The organism is Marivirga atlantica, from assembly GCF_016734805.1.
GTDB lineage: Bacteria > Bacteroidota > Bacteroidia > Cytophagales > Cyclobacteriaceae > Marivirga > Marivirga atlantica.
This window is the reverse complement of the sequence record NZ_JAERQG010000001.1, coordinates 263,878-283,319: the sequence shown is the minus strand read 5'-3', so window position 1 is coordinate 283,319 and position 19,442 is coordinate 263,878. Positions and strand designations below refer to the sequence as shown.

The 19,442-nt window shown below is 37.5% G+C and carries 19 protein-coding genes; 14 read left to right on the top strand and 5 right to left on the bottom strand.

Going from position 1 to position 19,442, the window contains the following annotated elements; translation table 11 throughout:
• Positions 1–23 precede the first annotated feature (23 nt).
• From radA to JKP34_RS01340, 4 genes are read left to right on the top strand one after another with little or no spacing between them, the layout of a single operon-like run.
• On the top strand, positions 24–1,388 hold the full coding sequence (radA, locus tag JKP34_RS01355) for a DNA repair protein RadA (RefSeq protein ID WP_201916930.1): 1,365 nt from the start codon (positions 24–26) through the stop codon (positions 1,386–1,388).
• A 3-nt stretch (positions 1,389–1,391) separates the two neighbouring features.
• Complete coding sequence (locus JKP34_RS01350) at positions 1,392–1,994, top strand: DUF2179 domain-containing protein (RefSeq protein ID WP_201916928.1); 603 nt, start codon at positions 1,392–1,394, stop codon at positions 1,992–1,994.
• 23 nt (positions 1,995–2,017) lie between these two features.
• Positions 2,018–2,725: a ZIP family metal transporter gene (locus JKP34_RS01345; RefSeq protein ID WP_201916926.1), complete on the top strand. Its 708-nt coding sequence runs from the start codon at positions 2,018–2,020 to the stop codon at positions 2,723–2,725.
• Positions 2,726–2,759: 34 nt separating this feature from the next.
• Entirely contained in the window at positions 2,760–3,266 is a 507-nt protein-coding gene (locus JKP34_RS01340) for an FKBP-type peptidyl-prolyl cis-trans isomerase (protein WP_201916924.1), read from the top strand.
• Here the strand turns inward: JKP34_RS01340 and JKP34_RS01335 are convergent.
• Entirely contained in the window at positions 3,253–4,140 is an 888-nt protein-coding gene (locus JKP34_RS01335) for a 1-aminocyclopropane-1-carboxylate deaminase/D-cysteine desulfhydrase (protein WP_201916922.1), read from the bottom strand. The genes JKP34_RS01340 and JKP34_RS01335 overlap by 14 nt on opposite strands.
• A gap of 76 nt (positions 4,141–4,216) precedes the next feature.
• On the opposite strand from JKP34_RS01335, the gene JKP34_RS01330 reads away from it, so the two are divergent.
• The gene (locus JKP34_RS01330) at positions 4,217–5,338 is read left to right on the top strand and encodes a DUF6340 family protein (RefSeq protein WP_201916920.1); all 1,122 of its coding nucleotides are present in this window, start codon (positions 4,217–4,219) and stop codon (positions 5,336–5,338) included.
• An 86-nt stretch (positions 5,339–5,424) separates the two neighbouring features.
• On the opposite strand, the gene JKP34_RS01325 is transcribed toward JKP34_RS01330, so the two are convergent.
• Both JKP34_RS01325 and rlmB read right to left on the bottom strand, forming a co-directional pair.
• Positions 5,425–6,255, bottom strand: a complete 831-nt coding sequence (locus JKP34_RS01325) for a S1 family peptidase (protein ID WP_201916918.1) — start codon at positions 6,253–6,255, stop codon at positions 5,425–5,427.
• Positions 6,256–6,381: 126 nt separating this feature from the next.
• Entirely contained in the window at positions 6,382–7,158 is a 777-nt protein-coding gene (rlmB, locus tag JKP34_RS01320) for a 23S rRNA (guanosine(2251)-2'-O)-methyltransferase RlmB (protein WP_201916916.1), read from the bottom strand.
• A gap of 261 nt (positions 7,159–7,419) precedes the next feature.
• Here rlmB and JKP34_RS01315 point away from each other — a divergent pair, with 261 nt between their 5' ends.
• The 3 genes from JKP34_RS01315 to JKP34_RS01305 all read left to right on the top strand — a co-directional run bounded on the left by JKP34_RS01315 (position 7,420) and on the right by JKP34_RS01305 (position 11,067).
• Positions 7,420–8,175: a 2OG-Fe(II) oxygenase gene (locus tag JKP34_RS01315; protein ID WP_201916913.1), complete on the top strand. Its 756-nt coding sequence runs from the start codon at positions 7,420–7,422 to the stop codon at positions 8,173–8,175.
• 11 nt (positions 8,176–8,186) lie between these two features.
• Positions 8,187–8,963 carry a class I SAM-dependent methyltransferase gene (locus JKP34_RS01310; protein WP_201916912.1) on the top strand — a complete coding sequence of 259 codons (777 nt, stop codon included), beginning with the start codon at positions 8,187–8,189 and terminating at the stop codon, positions 8,961–8,963.
• A gap of 73 nt (positions 8,964–9,036) precedes the next feature.
• Positions 9,037–11,067 carry a TonB-dependent receptor gene (locus JKP34_RS01305; RefSeq protein ID WP_201916910.1) on the top strand — a complete coding sequence of 677 codons (2,031 nt, stop codon included), beginning with the start codon at positions 9,037–9,039 and terminating at the stop codon, positions 11,065–11,067.
• Here the strand turns inward: JKP34_RS01305 and JKP34_RS01300 are convergent.
• On the bottom strand, positions 11,062–11,844 hold the full coding sequence (locus tag JKP34_RS01300; RefSeq protein WP_236664859.1) for an arylesterase: 783 nt from the start codon (positions 11,842–11,844) through the stop codon (positions 11,062–11,064). The genes JKP34_RS01305 and JKP34_RS01300 overlap by 6 nt on opposite strands.
• On the opposite strand from JKP34_RS01300, the gene JKP34_RS01295 reads away from it, so the two are divergent.
• Together JKP34_RS01295 and JKP34_RS01290 are read left to right on the top strand one after the other, a co-directional pair.
• Positions 11,834–12,526 carry an ABC transporter ATP-binding protein gene (locus JKP34_RS01295; RefSeq protein ID WP_201916908.1) on the top strand — a complete coding sequence of 231 codons (693 nt, stop codon included), beginning with the start codon at positions 11,834–11,836 and terminating at the stop codon, positions 12,524–12,526. The two genes, JKP34_RS01300 and JKP34_RS01295, sit on opposite strands and share 11 nt — an antisense overlap.
• Positions 12,527–12,539: 13 nt before the next feature.
• Positions 12,540–15,065, top strand: a complete 2,526-nt coding sequence (locus JKP34_RS01290) for an ABC transporter permease (RefSeq protein ID WP_201916906.1) — start codon at positions 12,540–12,542, stop codon at positions 15,063–15,065.
• On the opposite strand, the gene JKP34_RS01285 is transcribed toward JKP34_RS01290, so the two are convergent.
• The gene (locus JKP34_RS01285; RefSeq protein WP_201916904.1) at positions 15,066–15,515 is read right to left on the bottom strand and encodes a GreA/GreB family elongation factor; all 450 of its coding nucleotides are present in this window, start codon (positions 15,513–15,515) and stop codon (positions 15,066–15,068) included. It lies immediately after the preceding gene.
• Between the two features lie 199 nt (positions 15,516–15,714).
• On the opposite strand from JKP34_RS01285, the gene tviB reads away from it, so the two are divergent.
• From tviB to rfbC, 4 genes are read left to right on the top strand one after another with little or no spacing between them, the layout of a single operon-like run.
• Entirely contained in the window at positions 15,715–16,965 is a 1,251-nt protein-coding gene (gene tviB / locus JKP34_RS01280) for a Vi polysaccharide biosynthesis UDP-N-acetylglucosamine C-6 dehydrogenase TviB (protein WP_201916902.1), read from the top strand.
• A gap of 16 nt (positions 16,966–16,981) precedes the next feature.
• A complete protein-coding gene (gene rfbB / locus JKP34_RS01275) occupies positions 16,982–18,031 on the top strand; it encodes a dTDP-glucose 4,6-dehydratase (protein ID WP_201916900.1) in 1,050 nt (349 codons plus the stop codon).
• A 13-nt stretch (positions 18,032–18,044) separates the two neighbouring features.
• Positions 18,045–18,905: a glucose-1-phosphate thymidylyltransferase RfbA gene (gene rfbA / locus JKP34_RS01270; RefSeq protein WP_201916898.1), complete on the top strand. Its 861-nt coding sequence runs from the start codon at positions 18,045–18,047 to the stop codon at positions 18,903–18,905.
• A 3-nt stretch (positions 18,906–18,908) separates the two neighbouring features.
• Positions 18,909–19,439, top strand: coding sequence for a dTDP-4-dehydrorhamnose 3,5-epimerase (gene rfbC, locus JKP34_RS01265; RefSeq protein ID WP_201916896.1), 531 nt, complete (start codon positions 18,909–18,911; stop codon positions 19,437–19,439).
• Positions 19,440–19,442: the final 3 nt, after the last annotated feature.

Genomic DNA, 19,442 nt, shown 5'->3' with positions numbered 1-19,442 from the left:
TTCGAAAATACCATCAATCGAAAATGGCCAAAACAAAAACCGTTTATTTCTGTCAAAACTGCGGCACTGAATCTCCTAAGTGGATAGGTAAATGTCCCTCTTGCGGACAGTGGAATACTTATGTAGAAGAAACTATTCAAAAAGAGAAAAATCCTTCTGGCTACACATCGTCCAGAAGAGAGCAAAATAAACCTGTTGCTATAAAGGAAGTAGTTTCTTCAAAGGAAGAACGCATCATCGTGCCCGATCAAGAGCTGAACAGAGTGTTAGGTGGCGGCATTGTGCCTGGCTCGTTAGTACTTATTGGCGGTGAGCCTGGAATAGGCAAGTCAACTCTCATGCTTCAAATTGCTCTGAAGCTTCAAAAAGTGAAAGTGCTTTATGTAAGTGGCGAGGAAAGTGCACAGCAAATAAAAATGCGGGCAGATCGTATGGAGAACCAATCTGATAACTGCTATATACTCACTGAAACCATCACCTCAGAGATATTTAAACAAATTGAAGAGCTCGCGCCTGAACTCTTAGTTATTGATTCTATTCAAACACTTACAAGCCCTAAATTAGAATCTGCTGCAGGTAGCGTGGGTCAGGTAAAAGAATGTACTGCCGAGCTGATGCGTTTCGCCAAAGAAAACAAAACACCTGTATTGCTAATTGGCCACATTACAAAAGATGGTGCTATTGCAGGGCCAAAGGTTTTGGAACACATGGTTGATGCCGTACTTCAATTTGAAGGGGACAGGCATTTGACCTACCGGATTTTGAGAACAACAAAGAACCGCTTTGGCTCCACCAATGAATTAGGTATTTATGAAATGCAGCACTATGGCTTGCGCGAAGTAACTAATCCATCAGAAATATTGATCTCTCAAAAAGAGGCCGATGTTTCCGGAACAGCTATTGGCGCTACTTTAGAAGGGAATAGACCTTTACTAATTGAAATTCAAGCCTTGGTAAGTACTGCCAATTATGGTACACCACAGAGAAGCGCTACAGGTTTCGATAATAAAAGGATGAACATGTTATTGGCCGTCCTTGAAAAAAGAGGAGGCTTTCGTTTGGGTGTTCAAGATGTATTTTTAAATATGGCTGGAGGAATCAGAGTGGAAGATCCTGCAGTTGATTTGGCAGTTTGTATGGCCGTAGTTTCTTCACTGGAAGAAATTCCTGTTTCTGCAAAAACCTGTATGGCGGCAGAAGTTGGCTTAGGTGGTGAAATAAGAGCAGTTAACAGGGTTGAAAATAGAATTGCCGAAGCTGAGAAACTGGGCTTCGATGAAATTTTAGTTTCACAGTATAGCATGAAAGGAGTTGATAAAAATAAGTATAAAATAACAATTAAAACGTTCACGAAGCTGACCGAAGTAGTTGGCTATTTATTTGGTTAAAGTATGATGGAATTTTTTGAGCAGTTGGGGATCAGTAATGAGACTTTTGCATTTATTGTCCTACCTATTTTGATATTTCTTTCTCGAATTGGTGATGTCTCCATAGCCACCATAAGAGTGATTTTTGTATTGCAAGGCAAGAAGTTCATGGCTCCTTTTTTGGGCTTTTTTGAATCTATAATTTGGTTACTTGCTATAGGACAAATTTTCAAACACATTGATAATCCTGTAAGCTATTTTGCCTATGCGGGTGGTTATGCTGCAGGTACTTATGTGGGCATGTGGATTGAAGAAAAACTTGCGCTAGGAAGTGTTGTGGTAAGAACAATAACCGCTAAACCAGCTGTGGAACTGATTGATTATTTTAAATCTAAAAACCTAAGGTTTTCAAATATTGAAGCAGAAGGTAATAATGGCAAAGTGAATATCATTTTCACCGTGGTGAAAAGAGAGCTTTTAAAAGAATTAATTCCTACTATTAAGAAATACAACCCTAAAGCCTTTTTCACGATTGAAGGAGTAAAAAAGGTGAGTGATGAAGAAATAAGTTATAAGGAAAATAAGGGGATAGTTTTAGGTAAGATGCTTAATTTCAAGAGGAGATAATAACAGAAATAAGCCAACTTTAAATGCTTCAGAAACTAATTATATTTTCAGGAATTGCTGGCATTACTGTCTTTATTGGTGGAGTGTTAGCCCATTTATTCAACCATCATGTAAAGGAAAGTCCTGTAAAGTATGAGATAACTCATACCATGATGTCTTTCGGGGCCGGTATTATTCTTTCGGCTCTGGCTTTGGTGTTAATTCCTAAATCAATGGAGGAATTAAGTTTATTGCCAATGGCTTTGTCTTTTCTTATTGGAGCAGGTTTATTTTTAGTGCTCGATCAGTATTTAGCAAAAAAAGGTGGACAAACGGCTACTTTGTTGGCTATGCTGATGGATTTTATACCAGAGTCTATTGCACTGGGAGCTGTATTTGCCATTGAGCCAAAAATGGCCACGCTACTGGCGGTTTTTATCGGATTGCAAAACTTGCCTGAGGCCTTCAACTCATACCGGGACATTGTACAAAGTGGCTTCTCGAGTAAAAAGACATTAATTATTTTCTTCTTCTTAAGCTTTTCTGGAATTGTTGGTGCCTTAATAGGTCATTTTGTTTTGAGCGATTACCCTGATTTAACAGCTCTGCTTATGGGTTTTGCAAGCGGAGGCATTCTATATCTACTTATTCAAGACATTATTCCTCAAAGTAAATTGGAGCATAAATATCTTCCCTCATTAGGAGCATGCCTTGGCTTCTTAGTGGGTATAATTGGTGAGAAGCTGATTTAAAAAAACATCATCCTTTAACAGCTGTTAGCTATTAATGGAAATAGCAGAAAACACAGTTGTAACATTATCATACCACGTAAGAAAAGATGATGAGCAAGGTGAACTTGTTGATTATTCCGGACAAGACTATCCACTAAGATTTTTGATTGGCGCTGGTAAAATGCTTCCTTATTTCGAAAATCAGCTGATGGGCCGCACCAATAACGAGAACTTCTCATTTAAGCTACCTGCCGAATATGCTTATGGTAAAAGAGATGAGTCGTTAATTAAAGACTTACCTCTGGAAGATTTTAAAGAGCATGAAGGGTATACTGATGAAACGTTACAGCCGGGTGAGTTTATCAGGTATGAAAATACGGAAGAGTCGCAAAGTGGTAAAATTATTCAGCGCGATAAAAAATCAATAAAGGTAGATTTTAACCATCCTTTAGCTGGGAAAGACTTATTTTTTAAAGGTCATATTATCTCTGTACGGAAGGCGAGTTTTGAGGAAATAGAGAGGCAGCACCACATTGAACCAGACGGCATCAGGTTTCAATAATATTGCCAAAGCGCTGGTTAAAGCCTTCAATACCTTGCAATCCACCGCTATGAATAATCATTAAATAATTAGGATTGAGTTTATCTTTTCTAATTAAGTCAACTACACCATACACCATTTTTCCGTTATAGACTGGATCTAAAGGGATGTTTGTTTCTTGTCTGAAATCGTTGATAAAATCAATCAACGGTTGTTTCCATTTGGCATAACCACCAAAATGATAGTCAATATTTATATCCCAGTTTTCTTTTTCAGTCCACTGCTTTACCTCATCACGTATCCAGTCTCCCTTAAGCACAGAAAACCCTAAAATTTTTTGATCATTGCTGCTTCCTTCAATTAAACCAGCCATAGTTCCACCAGTACCTACACAGCAAGAAATTGTCTTATAGTTACCGGGAATTAATTGAATAATTTCTTTGGTCCCTTTAATGGCTAGCGCATTAGTACCACCTTCAGGTATCAAATAAAAGTCTTCAAATTCATTTTTGAGTGAATCTAAATAGCCGGGTTCATTTTTATTTCGATAAGTTGCTCTGTCAATAAAAGCTAGTTGCATGCCTTCGGATTTTGCAAAAGCTAATGTGGGGTTGCCTATTTCTTCACCTCTAATAATTCCTGTTGAATTCAGCCCAACTAAACTAGCCGCATGAGCAGTAGCCGCAATGTGGTTGGAAAATGCTCCGCCAAAGGTTAGTACTTGTTTATAACCACTTTCTACTGCTTCTATTAAGTTATGTTTTAACTTAAAATATTTGTTGCCGGAAACTATGGAATGGATTTTGTCTAGCCTTAAAAAAGTTAAGGGTATGCCTTGGTAGGTCACTACTTCAATAGGCACAGGCTTAATAGAAAGTAAATTATCATACATCATAGTGCTGATAACAAAGCTAATTTTTTAAATTTATAATCTATTACCAATTACTAAAGTTGGTAGCAAACACATTGTTATGAAAAAATCTTACCTGTTTTTACTTATCGGCATCATCTTATCAAGCTGTATGAAAACAGTTTCTATTAGTACCATGAGGCCAGCGGCTATCAATATTCCATCGGAAGTACAAACTCTTGTGTTAGTAGATAGAACAAAATATGAAAGAGATGCAATAGGCATTTTGGAAGGCGTTTTAACAGGTGAGGGAATAAATGAAGATAAAGATGGTGTAACGGCTATGTTCTCAGCTCTTCAGAATAACTTAAGAAACTCTCCTCGCTTTGTTGTAAAGCAAGAGCCACAGCGTTTAATAGGGAATACTGTAACGGGAGCCTTTCCAGATCCATTGAGCTGGAGAATAGTGAATGACTTGTGCAGAAGACATAATGCTGATGCAGTTTTAGCTGTTGAGGTATTCGATAGCGATTTTATAATAACAGATGGAAAAAGAGAAAAAACCAAGACAATTAAGGATGATGATGGCAATGAAAGAAAAGTAAAATATACTGAGTTTTTTGCCGAAGGCGTAGGCAGTGTTAGAATTGGTGTAAGGCTTTATAATGCAGTGAGTAATAGCATTGAAGATCAGGATATTTACACGCAAAATAGGACCTGGGAAGCTTCAGCTACAAGCATTAAGGAAGCCATGGCTCAGATGGTTCAAAAATCTCAAGCTACAAAAAGTTTGGGAGGGGCTGTCGGTGCAACTTATGCAGGCAAAATTGCTCCCATGCCGGTATACCTTTCCAGAAGCTATTATGCTAAGCCAAAGAAAAATGAGTTTATGAGCCGAGGTGCTCGACAGGCTTCCGTTAACCAATGGGAAGAGGCTATTTCCACCTGGAAAACGGGTATTAGAAATAGCAATGACAGTGATCTAAAAGGTAAGTTAGCCTATAACGTAGCGCTGGGCTATGAGGTAATGGGAGATTTCAGAATGGCCAAAGACTGGGCAGCTCGTTCTTATGTGGAGTATGGAGAAAAGAAAGGACAGAATTATGCCGCTCAATTAGAAAACCGCATGCGACAGGAAGAAATATTGAACCAGCAACTAAGCCAGCCTGAAGCTGCAGATGAAGGCAATAAAATTGAGAAGCAAGGAAACAGTAATGTTATTAAACTGAAGGTTAAGGATTGATTTATAATATATTAATCCTTTTTCACTTGCAAGCAACAGTCATATTCTGACAGTCTATTTCTTTTAGGTATTTGCTGATTGAATTTCTACTGTTTAGGGAAGACCTTTTCAAACTCCAATAGTTCTTCCGATGATATTACAAGTCCAAGATTAGTCGGAATGCGTAATGTTACCTTTGGGTCGTTAGTAGTAGGTACATTTTGTATTTTGATTTCACCTTTTGCATTATACATAGGGCCACCATATAGAACTCCTATAAAGAAGAATTTATCATCTCTGCCTGCTAACTTATTTCCAACAGAGTTTACGACATTTAAACCTTCTTTATATAAAAAAATGGGACTTCCGCTTGAACCTGGTAGAGCTGCAATGTCTACTAGGAATTCTTTTTTCCCATTGTAAGGTAGGCCTGGTTGTGTAGCTGTTATTCCCTTTCGAAAAATTGGCCTGTTATTATGAGTGTCCCATAAACCAATTGGATAGCCTACCATAACCACATCCTCAACAGGGTTGAGTGAATTAAGCTGCTCTCGGTTAGGAATATTACGTGGCGTAATTCGAGACCATCTAATATCAGTGTTTAGATTTTTATTGAACTCATTAATTATATTCCCGAATGTTGTGGCACAAAGATCTATGTTTTCATCTGGGTGAGATTTCCAATTACTAACACCTTTTAAAGTCACAGTTTGATAGTCAGAAAATATTGGATTTCCATTTTCGTCTCTTTTGGTAAGCAAAAACTTAACTTCTTTGGCATTAGCAATTACGTGCTTATTAGTAACTAGCAGTGGTAGGTGTGTCTCTTCATCTTCATGTATTGCAAAAATAAATCCTGTTCCCACAGACGTACCTCCATTGGTATTTAGACATTCAAGTCTTATTACGCAATAAGCTATATTTTCAGTATCTAACATTTTCTAACTAAGTCTTTTTAGAATGAACATTTGTAAAATGCACTGAGGTTATCATTTATGGAACCAAATACTTTTTTATATATAAATTGTATGGGCCTATTTATTAAGCTTTAATTCTAATCCGACTTAGCCTCTCTGCCTAACAGCCTCAAAAATTACCAAAGCAGAAGCCACAGAAACGTTTAATGAGCTGATCTTTCCCTTTAACGGTATCTTACCAAGAAAATCTGCTTTGCGAATCAATCCATTGCTGATGCCGTCTTCTTCCGAACCCATAATTATGGCAAGGGGCTGGTTCATAGGGGTATCATAAATCAGATCTTTACCTTTTTCGGTGCATGCTACCACTTGAAGTCCATTTTTCTGTAAGTAATCAACCGTGTGTTCAAGGTTATTTTCACGACAAACAGCAATGTGATGTAAAGCACCGGCAGAGGTTTTCACAGCATCGGAGTTAACCTGGGCACTTCCTTTGAATGGGATAACAATAGCATCAACTCCGGCACATTCTGCTGATCGGGCAATGGCACCAAAATTTCTTACATCGGTAATTCTATCAAGCACTAAAATGAAAGGATCTTTTCCTTTGCTGTAGCATTCACTAATTACATTATCTAAAGAAGCATAGCTAATGGCAGAAACCATGGCGATAACACCCTGATGGTTTTTACGAGTAATGCGATTGAGTTTTTCAACAGGTACTTTGGTGAAAGGTATTTTGAGTTGCTGACAAAGGCTGATAAGTTCTTTTACCAGATCATTGCTTATATCTTTTTGGATATAAATGGTGTCCATTTCTTTATCAGAGTTGATAGCCTCCATTACAGCCCTGGTGCCAAAAATAAAATCTTTGTCTGATGGTTTGTTAGAGCTACTAAATACTTTTTTCTTATAATCTGCCATAAAATATGCCTTATCTGGGTCAGCTGCAAAGATATGAAATACATGCAAGGCATCTTAAAAGCCGCCAATTTTATATTGGTCGAAAAATCTCATTTTAACTGAATTTTTTTAGTTACTTGTTGTTTTGATGCATCGATTTAATGGACACCTTTGTAGGAATATTTTGGTAGATGTACCTATTTATCTAAAATTCATCTATTTAAACAAGGAAGTCCAAGAATAGAAAGTTTATATTTGCGCGTTAAAAATTTAATTTCCTATATGGAATTGATTCAAAGTAAGCATTTTAGTACTGAACAGATAAAGGTTTACAAAGAAGAGTATGAACAGGCCAAGCCTTATCATCATGTGATGATAGACAACTTTCTGGAGGAGGATGTGGCCAAAAAACTGAGCCAGTCCTTTCCTGCTGATGAGCTTTTCAATCATCCTAAAAAGGATAAGCATGAGAATAAGCTAGAAGGCGATCGGTTCGATTTATATCCTGATATTTTTTCTGTGTTAAAAGAGGAGATTGCCAAACCGCAATTCTCAGCATTTATTGAGCAGATTACAGGTGTTAAAGGGGCTTTTGTAACTGATGATACTTACGGTGTAGGTATCCAGAAAGGCAAAAAAGGTTCTTTTGAGGATGTTCATATCGATTTTAATATCCATCCTGAAAAGGATATTCAGCATAAATTAAACCTACAAATATTTCTTTCTCCTACTTGGAAGGCTGAATGGAATGGTGCTATTGAAATGTGGAACGATTGTGTGTCAAAATGCAAGAAAGCCGTTTCTTGTCGCTTTAACAGAGCACTCATTTTTGAGGTAAAGGATACCGCATTTTATGGTTATACCAAACCACTTGAGTGCCCGGATCATACAGAAAGAAAGGTTTTTTCAGCCAATTTTTACACCAAGAAGGAGGAGCATGATATTGCTTTCCATGATACCATTTTCACTTCATGTAAAGGAACTGAAACTAAACCATCATTTATTTCATCTCTTAAGAAAGCCTTCAAAGTAGGCTAATTCAGATTTTTATGGCAAAGCATACAACTACTGAAATTACTTCAGACTCTATTCCTTCGGACAACCCAATTCACCAAAGGCTGCTATCGGCATACGTTTATGCACAGCCTTTATTAGCTGGAAATTTACTTGAAGTAGGTTGTGGTACAGGTAGAGGCTTAGAAATATTAGTAAATGCTGCCGACCATTATACGGGTATCGATAAGTATGAGAGCCTAACCTCTGAATTGCAAAAGAAATATCCGCAGGCTGATTTTAAAGCTATGGTTATTCCACCTTTTGAAGGGATAGCCGATAACAGCTTCGATTTTGTGGTGTCATTTCAGGTGATTGAGCATATCAAAAACGATAGAAAATTCTTAGAAGAGATTCATAGAGTATTGAAACCGGGGGGTAAAGCAATCATCTCTACGCCAAACAAGAAGATGACGCTCACAAGAAACCCGTGGCATGTAAGAGAATACTTTGCCCATGAATTGACAGATTTATGTAAAAGTATTTTCAGTGAGGTGGAATCAAACGGCATAGCAGGCAATGATAAAATCATGAATTACCATGATCAAAATAGAGAGTCTGTAAGAAAGATTACCCGTTTTGATATTTTCAACTTACAATACCGATTACCAGCAGCATTGCTCAGAATGCCCTATGAGTTTCTTAACAGAAGAAACCGCAACACGCTCGATAAGCAGGATAATAGCCTGGTAAAATCGATTACTGTAGCGGATTTCTACCTAAGTGACAAACCAGCAGAAAGCCTGGATTTGTTTTATACACTTACTAAATAACACGCCTCAAAGTATTCCTTTGAACAAATTGTTGTCAGAGTTATTCTTATGACTTGACTACACCATTAATGGAATGAGGTTTTCACTACTATTACTATTTATTCTTTTTTGCTCTTTTAACTCTTTTTCTCAGGAATATAGTGCTGCCGATTCCATCCTTCAGGAAGTAACCGTAAGAGGCTTTTCAAAAGGAGAAAGTGTTTTAAATCAATCTGCTGCTATTACCTATTTGCAGCCCAAGGACTATCAATTGTTTTCACCAGCTAATCCAGTAATGGCCTGGAATACTTTACCGGGTGTTAATTTGGAGCAAAGAGCTATTGGCAGTTACCGCATCAACATCAGAGGTAGCTCCTTAAGATCACCTTTTGGTGTTAGAGATGTGAAAGTGTATTGGAATGGCATTCCTTTTACGGAAGCCAATGGCTCCACTGCCTTGAACTTGTTGAGCACAGATCAAATGAGCAGGCTCGAGGTAATAAAAGGGCCTGCAGGATGTTTGTATGGCGCGGGTTTAGGTGGTGTGATGCATCTCAGTAATTTCCCACTGGATAAACCTTCTCCTATAGCAATTCAACTTCTGGAAGGAAGTTTTCATAGAGTTCAAATAGGAGTAAAAGGTCAGTTTGAATCAAGCAAGTCAAAGACTTTTTATAGTTTCAACCATAATCAAACAGCAGGTTACAGAGCCCATAATGCCTTAGATAGAAAAGTGTACCAGTTGTCACATCAAATTCAGTTAAATCAAGAGAACCAGCTTCAGTTGCATGCTTTATTTAGCGATTTGGATTATGAAATACCGGGAGGATTAACACAAGAGCAATTTGACGAAGACCCTACACAGGCCAGAGCAGGAAGTGCAGAACAGAATGCCTCAATCGATCAAAAAACTGCTTTATTAGGAGTAAACTATTTAGGATTCATTAATGAGTCATTAAGTCATGAGACTAATATGGGCTTGACTTATACAGATTTCGCCAATCCATTTATTTTAGATTATAAGGAAGATATTAACAGGGAAGTAGCTATCAGGCACCAATGGACTTACAGTTATGAAACAGCTCAATTAAATTGGCAATGGGATGCAGGTTTTGAGTATCAATATGCTAACAATAAGGCTGATAACTTTGGAAATGTAGATGGTGAAAAGGATACTGTCCGATTCAAAGACCGGCTGATGATTGATCGTAAGACTTTCTTTGCTCAGCTTCAACTATCTAAAAATAAATGGAAGGCCACGCTTGGTTTGAGTAGCAACCTACTTACCTACAATGTTGATCGCAAAGAAAATGCATTTGCTCAACCTTTTACTTTTCAAAGAAAGTTTGACAATGAATTCATTCCTCGCCTCGCCTTGCAGTATAGTTGGACTTCCTTCCAAACTACATTTGCCTCAGTGAGTGAAGGCTTTTCTTCTCCTACTTTAGATGAAATAAGAACCAATGAAGGAAGCATCAACCGTGACCTACAAGCGGAGAAAGGTATTACATATGAGCTAGGTCATAAAATCTATAAGCAAAATTTGCAGCTCGATTTTTCCGTTTTTTACAGCCAATTATCAGAATCCATCACTACCTACACCAATTCAAATGGCGTGGTATTATTCAGAAATTCTGGTGGAACCAATCAATTAGGGTTAGAAGTAGGGTTTAAAACCTCTCTATACAGTGCTGCTTCCGGACTAATTCGAAACATCAATAGTAGGTCAGCTTACCAGTATTATCAATTTCAGTTTGATAATTATCAGAAACGAGAAACAGATTATTCTGGAAATTATTTACCCGGTGTGCCGCAGCATAGCTTGAACCAGATTGTCACATTTGATTTTTGTGGGGATATCAACTTAAACGCTCATTATCGATATGTGAGCAAAACACCATTAACGGATGCCAATGACGTATATGCTCAGGATTACCACTTAATAAATCTTAAACTCAGTAAAGATTTCGTCTTAAACCAAATTGAGTTGAATGCTTTTACCGGAATAGAGAATCTGCTAAATACCAAATACAGCTTAGGCAATGACCTAAATGCTTTTGGAGGAAGATACTTTCAGCCAGCCCCAGGTTTTAATTTTTATGTGGGTCTGGAATTAAAATTATGAGGCGGTTTTTAATTTAGGCTTCAAATATTCCCAAACAGTTTCGGCTACTATTTTATGTCCTGCAGGAGTAGGGTGAATGCCATCTGGTAAGTTCAATTCTTTTATACCGCCCACATCTTTCAGCAGAAAAGGAATAAGGGTTACCTCTTTATCTTCGGTAATCGCAGGATATAACTTCTGAAATTCATTCGCATAATCGGGTCCCATATTCGGAGGCACCATCATGCCGGCTAATATAATTTCCACATCCGGATGAATAGTTCTTACTTTATCTATGATGGCTCTTAGATTTTTGTTGGTTTCTGTTGGTGAAATACCACGTAAACCATCATTACCACCAAGCTCTAAAATAAATACTTCAACAGGCTGTCTTTTTACTACCCATTCAACTCTTGAGAGTCCCGATGCTGTGGTTTCTCCGCTTACTCCCGCATTGATCACATTGTATTTCCAGCCGAGTGAATCAATTTTTTCTTGTATTAAACCTGCAAAAGCTTCGGAAGGATCAACACCATAACCAGCCGTTAAGCTGTTACCAAAGAAAATGATGTTTTTAGTATCAGCTTTTTTTGCACTCTGCTCGCTTTCTACTTTTGCTGTATTTTTATCTTCAACTTTTTCTTCCTTTTTGGAGCCACAACCAATAAGCAGCCCAAGTAAAATTGTGTATATAGCGATTTGTAACTTCATTATCTTCATCATTAAAACTGAACTGTTTTTGCTGTAAACCGTTTGCTCTCCAAGTATTTTCATTTTAAAGGTAACAATGAGTTCCATTTTATTAGTCAATCACCTCAGTAAAATTTATCAAACAGGGCCTAAGTCGTTCACGGTATTAGATGATATTAGTTTCGAGATAGAACCGGGCAGTAGCTGTGCCATTGTTGGTCCTTCGGGAAGTGGCAAAACCACCCTTTTAGGCTTATGCGCAGGGCTGGATACAGCAAGTTCTGGAAATGTCATTTTAGACGGACAGGCAATCGATAGTTTGAATGAAGATGAACGCGCTTCTGTAAGAAACCATTCAGTAGGCTTCATTTTTCAAAGTTTTAATTTACTGCCAACACTTACAGCCCTGGAAAATGTAATGGTTCCACTTGAACTTTTAGGAAGGAAAAATATCAAACAAACTGCTAAAGATTTACTAGAAAAGGTAGGCTTAGGCGATAGAATGAATCATTATGCTACCCAATTATCAGGTGGTGAACAGCAGCGTGTTTCCATTGCGAGAGCTTTTGCCAACAATCCGAAAATACTTTTTGCCGATGAGCCAACAGGAAATCTGGATGAGGAAACCGGAGCAACCATCGAAAAATTACTCTTCGACCTAAATGCTGAACAAGGCACCACATTGGTTTTGGTAACGCATGATAATGAGCTGGCCCAGAAAACGGATAGAATTATCAAGCTCAAAGGAGGCAAACTCCATGAAGATACTCAACTGAAAACCATTGCCTAAAAAACTGAATTACATGCAGCAATTTTTTTGGCTTTTTAAAATGGCCTGGCGCGATAGCCGCAGAAACAGATCACGTTTGTTGCTCTTTATGAGCAGTATAGTATTAGGTATTGCGGCACTAGTGGCTATCAATTCTTTTGGTGAAAACTTAACCAATGAAATTAATAATGAGGCCAGAAATTTACTAGGTGCTGATGTCGAAATAGAAAGCAGAAGTCCTATTTCTGATACACTAAAACAGTTTCTGGAAAAGAAAGGCCTTGAACTGTCTGAAGAGAAAAGCTTTGCCAGCATGGTTTTCTTTCCTAAAAATGATGGCACAAGACTGATTAATGTAAGAGCTGTTGAAGAAGGTTATCCCTTTTACGGAGAGATTGAAACCACGCCTATAGATGCTGCAAAGACCTTTGTGAGAAATACTGAAGCGGTGGTTGATAAATCATTGATGCTTCAGTTTGATGCACAAGCGGGCGATAGTGTGAGGTTAGGAACATCCACATTTAAGATTGCTGCTGAGGTGACTAAAACGCCCGGCCAATCTGCCATTTCTACTACCGTGGCTCCTCCTGTTTTCATCCCTTTGAATGAATTAGAGAAGACAGGCTTGATGAAAACAGGAAGTAGAATCAACTATAAACTGTATGGAAAATTTCCTGAAGGAGTCGACAATAAGAAGTTTTTTGATGAAGAGCTTAAACCAACTTTGGAAAAGTATGAAGTTCGGTTCGATGATGTAGAAGAGCGCAAGCAGGAATTAGGAGATGCCTATTCTGATTTAACCGGATTCCTGAATTTAACAGCCTTTATCGCCTTACTGCTAGGTTGTTTGGGTGTGGCTAGTTCTGTTCAGGTTTACATTAAGAGCAAAGTTCAAACAGTAGCTATATTGCGCTGTATGGGAGCTTCTTCCTATCAAACTATCTGGATTTATTTGATCCAAATCGTTTTCATGGGGCTTGTTGGTTCAGTACTTGGTGTAGCTTTAGGTGTTAGCTTGCAATATTTGCTCCCCCAGGTTTTTGCCGACTTCTTACCATTCCAGCTTGAGATGAGCATAAGCTTCATTTCAATCATTGAAGGCCTGGCATTAGGATTAATTACAGCATTACTTTTTGCGCTTATTCCGCTATTATCCATCAGAATGGTTTCGCCATTAAAAGTATTAAGGTCATCATATGAAACTGACAGACCTGATAGATGGCGTTATTTGGTTTATCTGCTAATCTTACTATTTATAGGAACTTTCACCTATTTACAGTTAGAAGACTTACAAGATGCAGTAATATTTACCTTGGGGATTTTTGTTTCGCTTGGAATACTTGCCGCTATTGGGAAATTGATCATCTGGGCTGTTAAGCGCTTCTTTCCTTCAAATAGCGCATTTACAGTTCGTCAGGGCTTATCCAACCTTTACAGACCAAATAATCAGACATTACTTTTAGTAATAACGATCGGTCTGGGAACTGCCTTGATTACTACCTTATTGCTCACTCAGGATTTACTTTTAAATAAAGTGAAATTAAGCAGTAGTGAGAATCAGCCTAATATGGTGCTTTTTGATATTCAGTCTGATCAGGTCGATGAATTGATTGATATCACTAAAAAGGATAGCCTTCCGGTAATACAGGAAGTGCCAATTGTGACCATGCGACTTGCCTCCATCAAAGGGGTAAATACAAATACTTTAAAAGAAGATACGAGTTATCATGTACGTGACTGGGTTGTAAATAGAGAATATCGCGTAACATACAGAGCGGAGTTGATCGATTCAGAAGAATTGTTGAAAGGTGAATTTACAGGAAAAACGACCAATCAAGACTCAATTTTTATTTCACTGGATGATGGACTAGCCGAAGACATGAATGTTGAGCTAGGGGATAAAATCACATGGAATGTACAGGGAGCAATGATTCCTACTTATGTGAGTAGTCTCAGAAAAATTGATTGGCAAAGAGTACAAACCAATTTTTTGGTGGTTTTCCCAACAGGAGTTTTGGAGGAGGCTCCGAAATTTCATGTGTTACTCACCAAGTATGATGATGTGGAACAGTCGGTTGCTTATCAGCAGAAAGTGGTGAAAAACTATCCAAACATCTCCATCATTGATCTTGATCTCATTTTAAAGACTTTAGATGAGGTGCTGAGTAAAATATCATTCGTCATTCAGTTTATGGCCTTTTTTAGCATCATCACAGGAATTATTGTTTTGATCAGTTCTGTAAATATCAGTAAATATCAGCGTATGAAGGAAGCTGTTTTGCTCAGAACAATCGGGGCCAGTAAAAAGCAGATTTTCAGAATCAGTCTGATGGAGTATTTCTTTTTAGGAAGTATTTCAACCCTTACGGGAATATTTATTTCAATAGCGGCAGCCTGGTTACTGGCATACTTTAGTTTTGAAACAGTATTTGCACCGAATTTCTGGTCTATTATTCCAATATATCTTTTCATTACTGCTTTAACAGTTGTGATTGGTCTGTTGAACAGCCGATCAGTTGTTGGGAAACCACCAATGGTAATTTTGAGGCAAGAGGTTTGATTACTCGACAGTTAAAATTTTAATTTCCTTTTGTTGCCATGTGGTTGAATCGCCAGCCTTCAATCCTTTCAGTTGCTGAGCAATAGGAGATGTCATAGAAATCACGAAAATAACTTCTCCTTCATAAGTGATTTTACCAAAAGGAGTGGCCATGAGGTAAGTAGCTTGATTAGTATTTACCAGCGCACCAAACTGAACCGAATTGATTTTACTTGCTTGGTTGATCTTTTTAAGCGCATCGCTCTGTTTTCGTAATTGCCCTATTTGATCCAGCAATTTATTTTTCTCCTGATTCATCATTTCTCGCCCGGTTTCATACTTATCACCGGCAGAGCTTTTGGTTTCAGATGCTATGCTTTCCGTAAGCTTCTGATAGTCTTGGTTTAGCTGATCCAGTTTATTTTTGATTTGATCAGAGCAATGCGATACAATTTTTGACTTGGAGAACATTCTGTAAATTAGAAAAAAGATGAGTTTTATTTTTAAAGTTACATATTCTTCTATTCTCTGAATAATTGCCTAATTTTACGACTTATTTGGATTTTGAATGAAATCAATATTAAAAATTCAAGCTATAAAGCCGATGAAATCAATATAATTGAATTTTTAACTAAGATTCCATGTGGCCATTTAAAACAGATTTATATACATGAAGAAAATAGCAATAATTGGTCTTGGTTATGTTGGTTTACCCCTTGCTGTAGAGTTTGGTAAAAAAAGACCAGTAATTGGCTTCGATATAAATGAGGCCAGAATAAGAGAACTTCAAAATGGTCATGACAGGACTTTAGAAGTTGAAGATGATGAACTAAAAACGGCCTCTCAACTTTCTTATTCATCTGATTTATCTGTGCTTAAAGAAGCCTCTATATTTATTGTGACGGTGCCAACGCCCGTTAATGAATATAAACAACCGGATTTAACACCTCTAAAAAAAGCATCAGAAACTGTAGGAAAAGCTCTATCTGATGGAGACATTGTAATATATGAATCAACTGTTTATCCAGGATGTACAGAAGAGGATTGTGTTCCGATTCTTGAAAAGGTCAGTGGCTTAAAATTTAATAGGGATTTCTTCTGTGGCTATTCCCCTGAGCGAATCAATCCAGGAGATAAACAGCACAGATTGCCAACTATCAAAAAAGTAACTTCAGGGAGTACACCTGAAATTGCTGAAGAAGTTGATCAATTGTATAAAGAAATAATCACGGCTGGCACTCATAAAGCTACTTCAATGAAAGTGGCTGAAGCTGCAAAAGTGATTGAGAATTCTCAGCGTGATCTGAATATTGCATTTGTGAATGAACTGGCACTCATTTTTGATAAAATGGGAATCGACACCGAAGATGTACTTCAAGCTGCAGGAACCAAATGGAATTTCTTACCATTTAAACCAGGCTTGGTTGGTGGTCACTGCATAGGTGTAGACCCCTACTATTTAACTCATAAGGCCGAAGCTATAGGGTATCATCCTCAGGTAATATTGGCAGGGAGAAGGATTAACGATAATATGGGAGCTCACGTAGCTAGTTCTGTAGTTAAATTAATGGCGCAAAAAGGGTCAGTTATTAAAGGTTCTAAAGCCTTAGTGCTTGGAATTACCTTTAAAGAGAACTGCCCTGACATCAGGAATAGCAAAGTGATTGATGTAGTCAAAGAGCTTCACTCTTACGGTATTGAAGTGGATACTTATGATCCTCAGGCAGATAAAGAAGAAGTAAAGCATGAATATGGTATTGATTTGATAAATGAATTAAATATTAAGTACAATGCTATTGTGCTAGCTGTATCACATAAAGAGTTTGCAAATCTTTCATTCGATGCCATAAGAAATAAAAGTACTGTGGTTTATGACATCAAGGGTTTCCTTGATAAAAAGATGGTTGATAAAAGACTATAAATCTTAAATTAGTAATATGAAAAAAATCCTTATCACTGGTGGTGCTGGTTTCATTGGCTCTCATGTTGTCAGATTATTTGTTAATAGCTATCCTGATTATCAAATAGTAAATCTGGATGCGCTTACCTATGCTGGTAATCTTGAGAACCTGAGAGATATTGAGGATAATGACAATTACGTATTTGAAAAAGGAGATATAACCGATCAGGAATTTATAAATGGTCTTTTTCATAAATACGAGTTTGACGGTGTAATACATTTAGCTGCGGAATCTCATGTTGATCGGTCAATCACGCATCCATTAGATTTCTTAAAGACTAATATACTTGGGACAGTTATTCTCATGAATGCTGCAAAGGAGTTGTGGAAGGATAACTTTGATAATAAATTGTTTTATCATGTTTCTACAGATGAGGTTTATGGTTCTTTACATGACGGAGGATTTTTCACAGAAGATACGCCATACGATCCACAGTCACCTTATTCGGCCTCAAAGGCAAGTTCAGATCATTTTGTAAGAGCTTATGCGAATACCTATGGGCTACCGATTGTGATAAGTAACTGTTCTAATAATTACGGTCCCAATCAATTCCCTGAAAAACTCATCCCACTTTTTATTAACAATATTAGAAACAATAAGCCGCTACCGGTATATGGTAAAGGGGAGAATGTAAGAGACTGGCTATATGTGGTGGATCATGCCAGAGCTATTGATATGGTATATCATAAAGGAAAATTAGGGGAGACATACAACATTGGTGGTTTCAATGAATGGAAAAATATTGATCTTATAAAAGTAGTTTGTAAGGTGATGGATGAGAAGTTAGGAAGAGAAGAGGGAACATCTGAAAAGCTAATTACTTATGTGAAAGATAGAGCTGGTCATGATTTGCGTTACGCAATCGATGCTCAAAAGATAATGAAAGAGCTAGGTTGGGAACCAAGCCTGCAATTCGAGGAAGGAATTGGTAAAACCATTGACTGGTACTTAGAGAATGAAGATTGGCTGAATCATGTCACATCTGGAGATTATCAGGATTATTATAATAAAACCTATCAATCATAAAACTAGCTAAACTATGAAAGGAATTATTCTTGCTGGAGGCTCTGGTACACGACTTCATCCTTTAACTATTGCATTAAGCAAGCAACTTATGCCAGTGTATGATAAGCCAATGATTTATTATCCGCTATCGACTTTAATGTTAGCCGGTATTAATGAGATTCTGATTATATCTACTCCTGAACATACCGACTTATTTAAAAAACTACTTGGAGACGGTTCTCAACTAGGTTGTAAGTTTGAATACGCTGTGCAGGAAAAACCAGAAGGATTAGCTCAGGCATTTATTATTGGAGAAGAGTTTGTAGGTACTGATGATGTTGCTTTAATTCTTGGAGATAATATATTTTATGGATCAGGGATGTCGAAATTGTTACAGTCCAATACCAATCCTGATGGAGGTATAGTATATGCCTATCATGTGCATGACCCTGAAAGGTATGGTGTGGTTGAATTTGATAAAGAAGGCAGGGCTATTTCAATTGAGGAGAAGCCAGAAAACCCAAAGTCCTCATACGCAGTCCCAGGAATTTATTTTTACAACAACTCGGTTATCGATATTGCAAAGAATATAAAGCCAAGCCCTCGAGGAGAATTAGAAATTACCGATGTAAACAAAGAATATTTAAAACAAGGTACACTTGAAGTAAGCGTGTTAAATAGAGGAACTGCATGGCTGGATACAGGAACTTTTCAGTCGTTAATGCAGGCATCTGAATTTGTAAGGGTAATCGAGGAGCGGCAAGGTTTAAAAGTGGGTTGCATAGAAGAAGTAGCCTACAGGATGGGCTTTATTGATAAAAAGCAAGTAGAAGTCCTAGCAAACCCTTTGGTAAAAAGCGGTTATGGTAAATACCTGTTAAACTTGATTAAATAACTTATGAAGTTTACAGAAACAGAATTAAAAGATTGTTATATCATCGAGCCCAATGTGTTTGAGGATGATAGAGGTTATTTTTTTGAGAGCTTCAGTCAACGTATCTTTGAGGATCAAACTGGTTTAAAAGTGAATTTTGTTCAAGATAATCAGTCCAGATCTTCCTATGGTGTACTTAGAGGATTGCATTTTCAAAAAGGAGAGTATGCTCAGGCTAAACTGGTAAGGGTTTTAGAAGGAGAAGTGCTAGATGTGGCTGTTGATATAAGACCTGAAAGTGGAACTTATCTTCAACATGTTGCTATTAAGCTAAGTGCTGAAAATAAAAGACAGCTCTTCGTTCCTCGTGGTTTTGCGCATGGCATGGTGGTTCTTAGTGAAAAGGTAGAGTTCTTTTATAAATGTGACAACTATTATAATAAAGCCTCTGAAGGGGGAATTATATATAATGATCCAAAATTAAATATTGATTGGATTTTGAAAGAGAAGGAATTAGTTCTTTCTGATAAAGACAATAAATTGACTACAATTTAATTT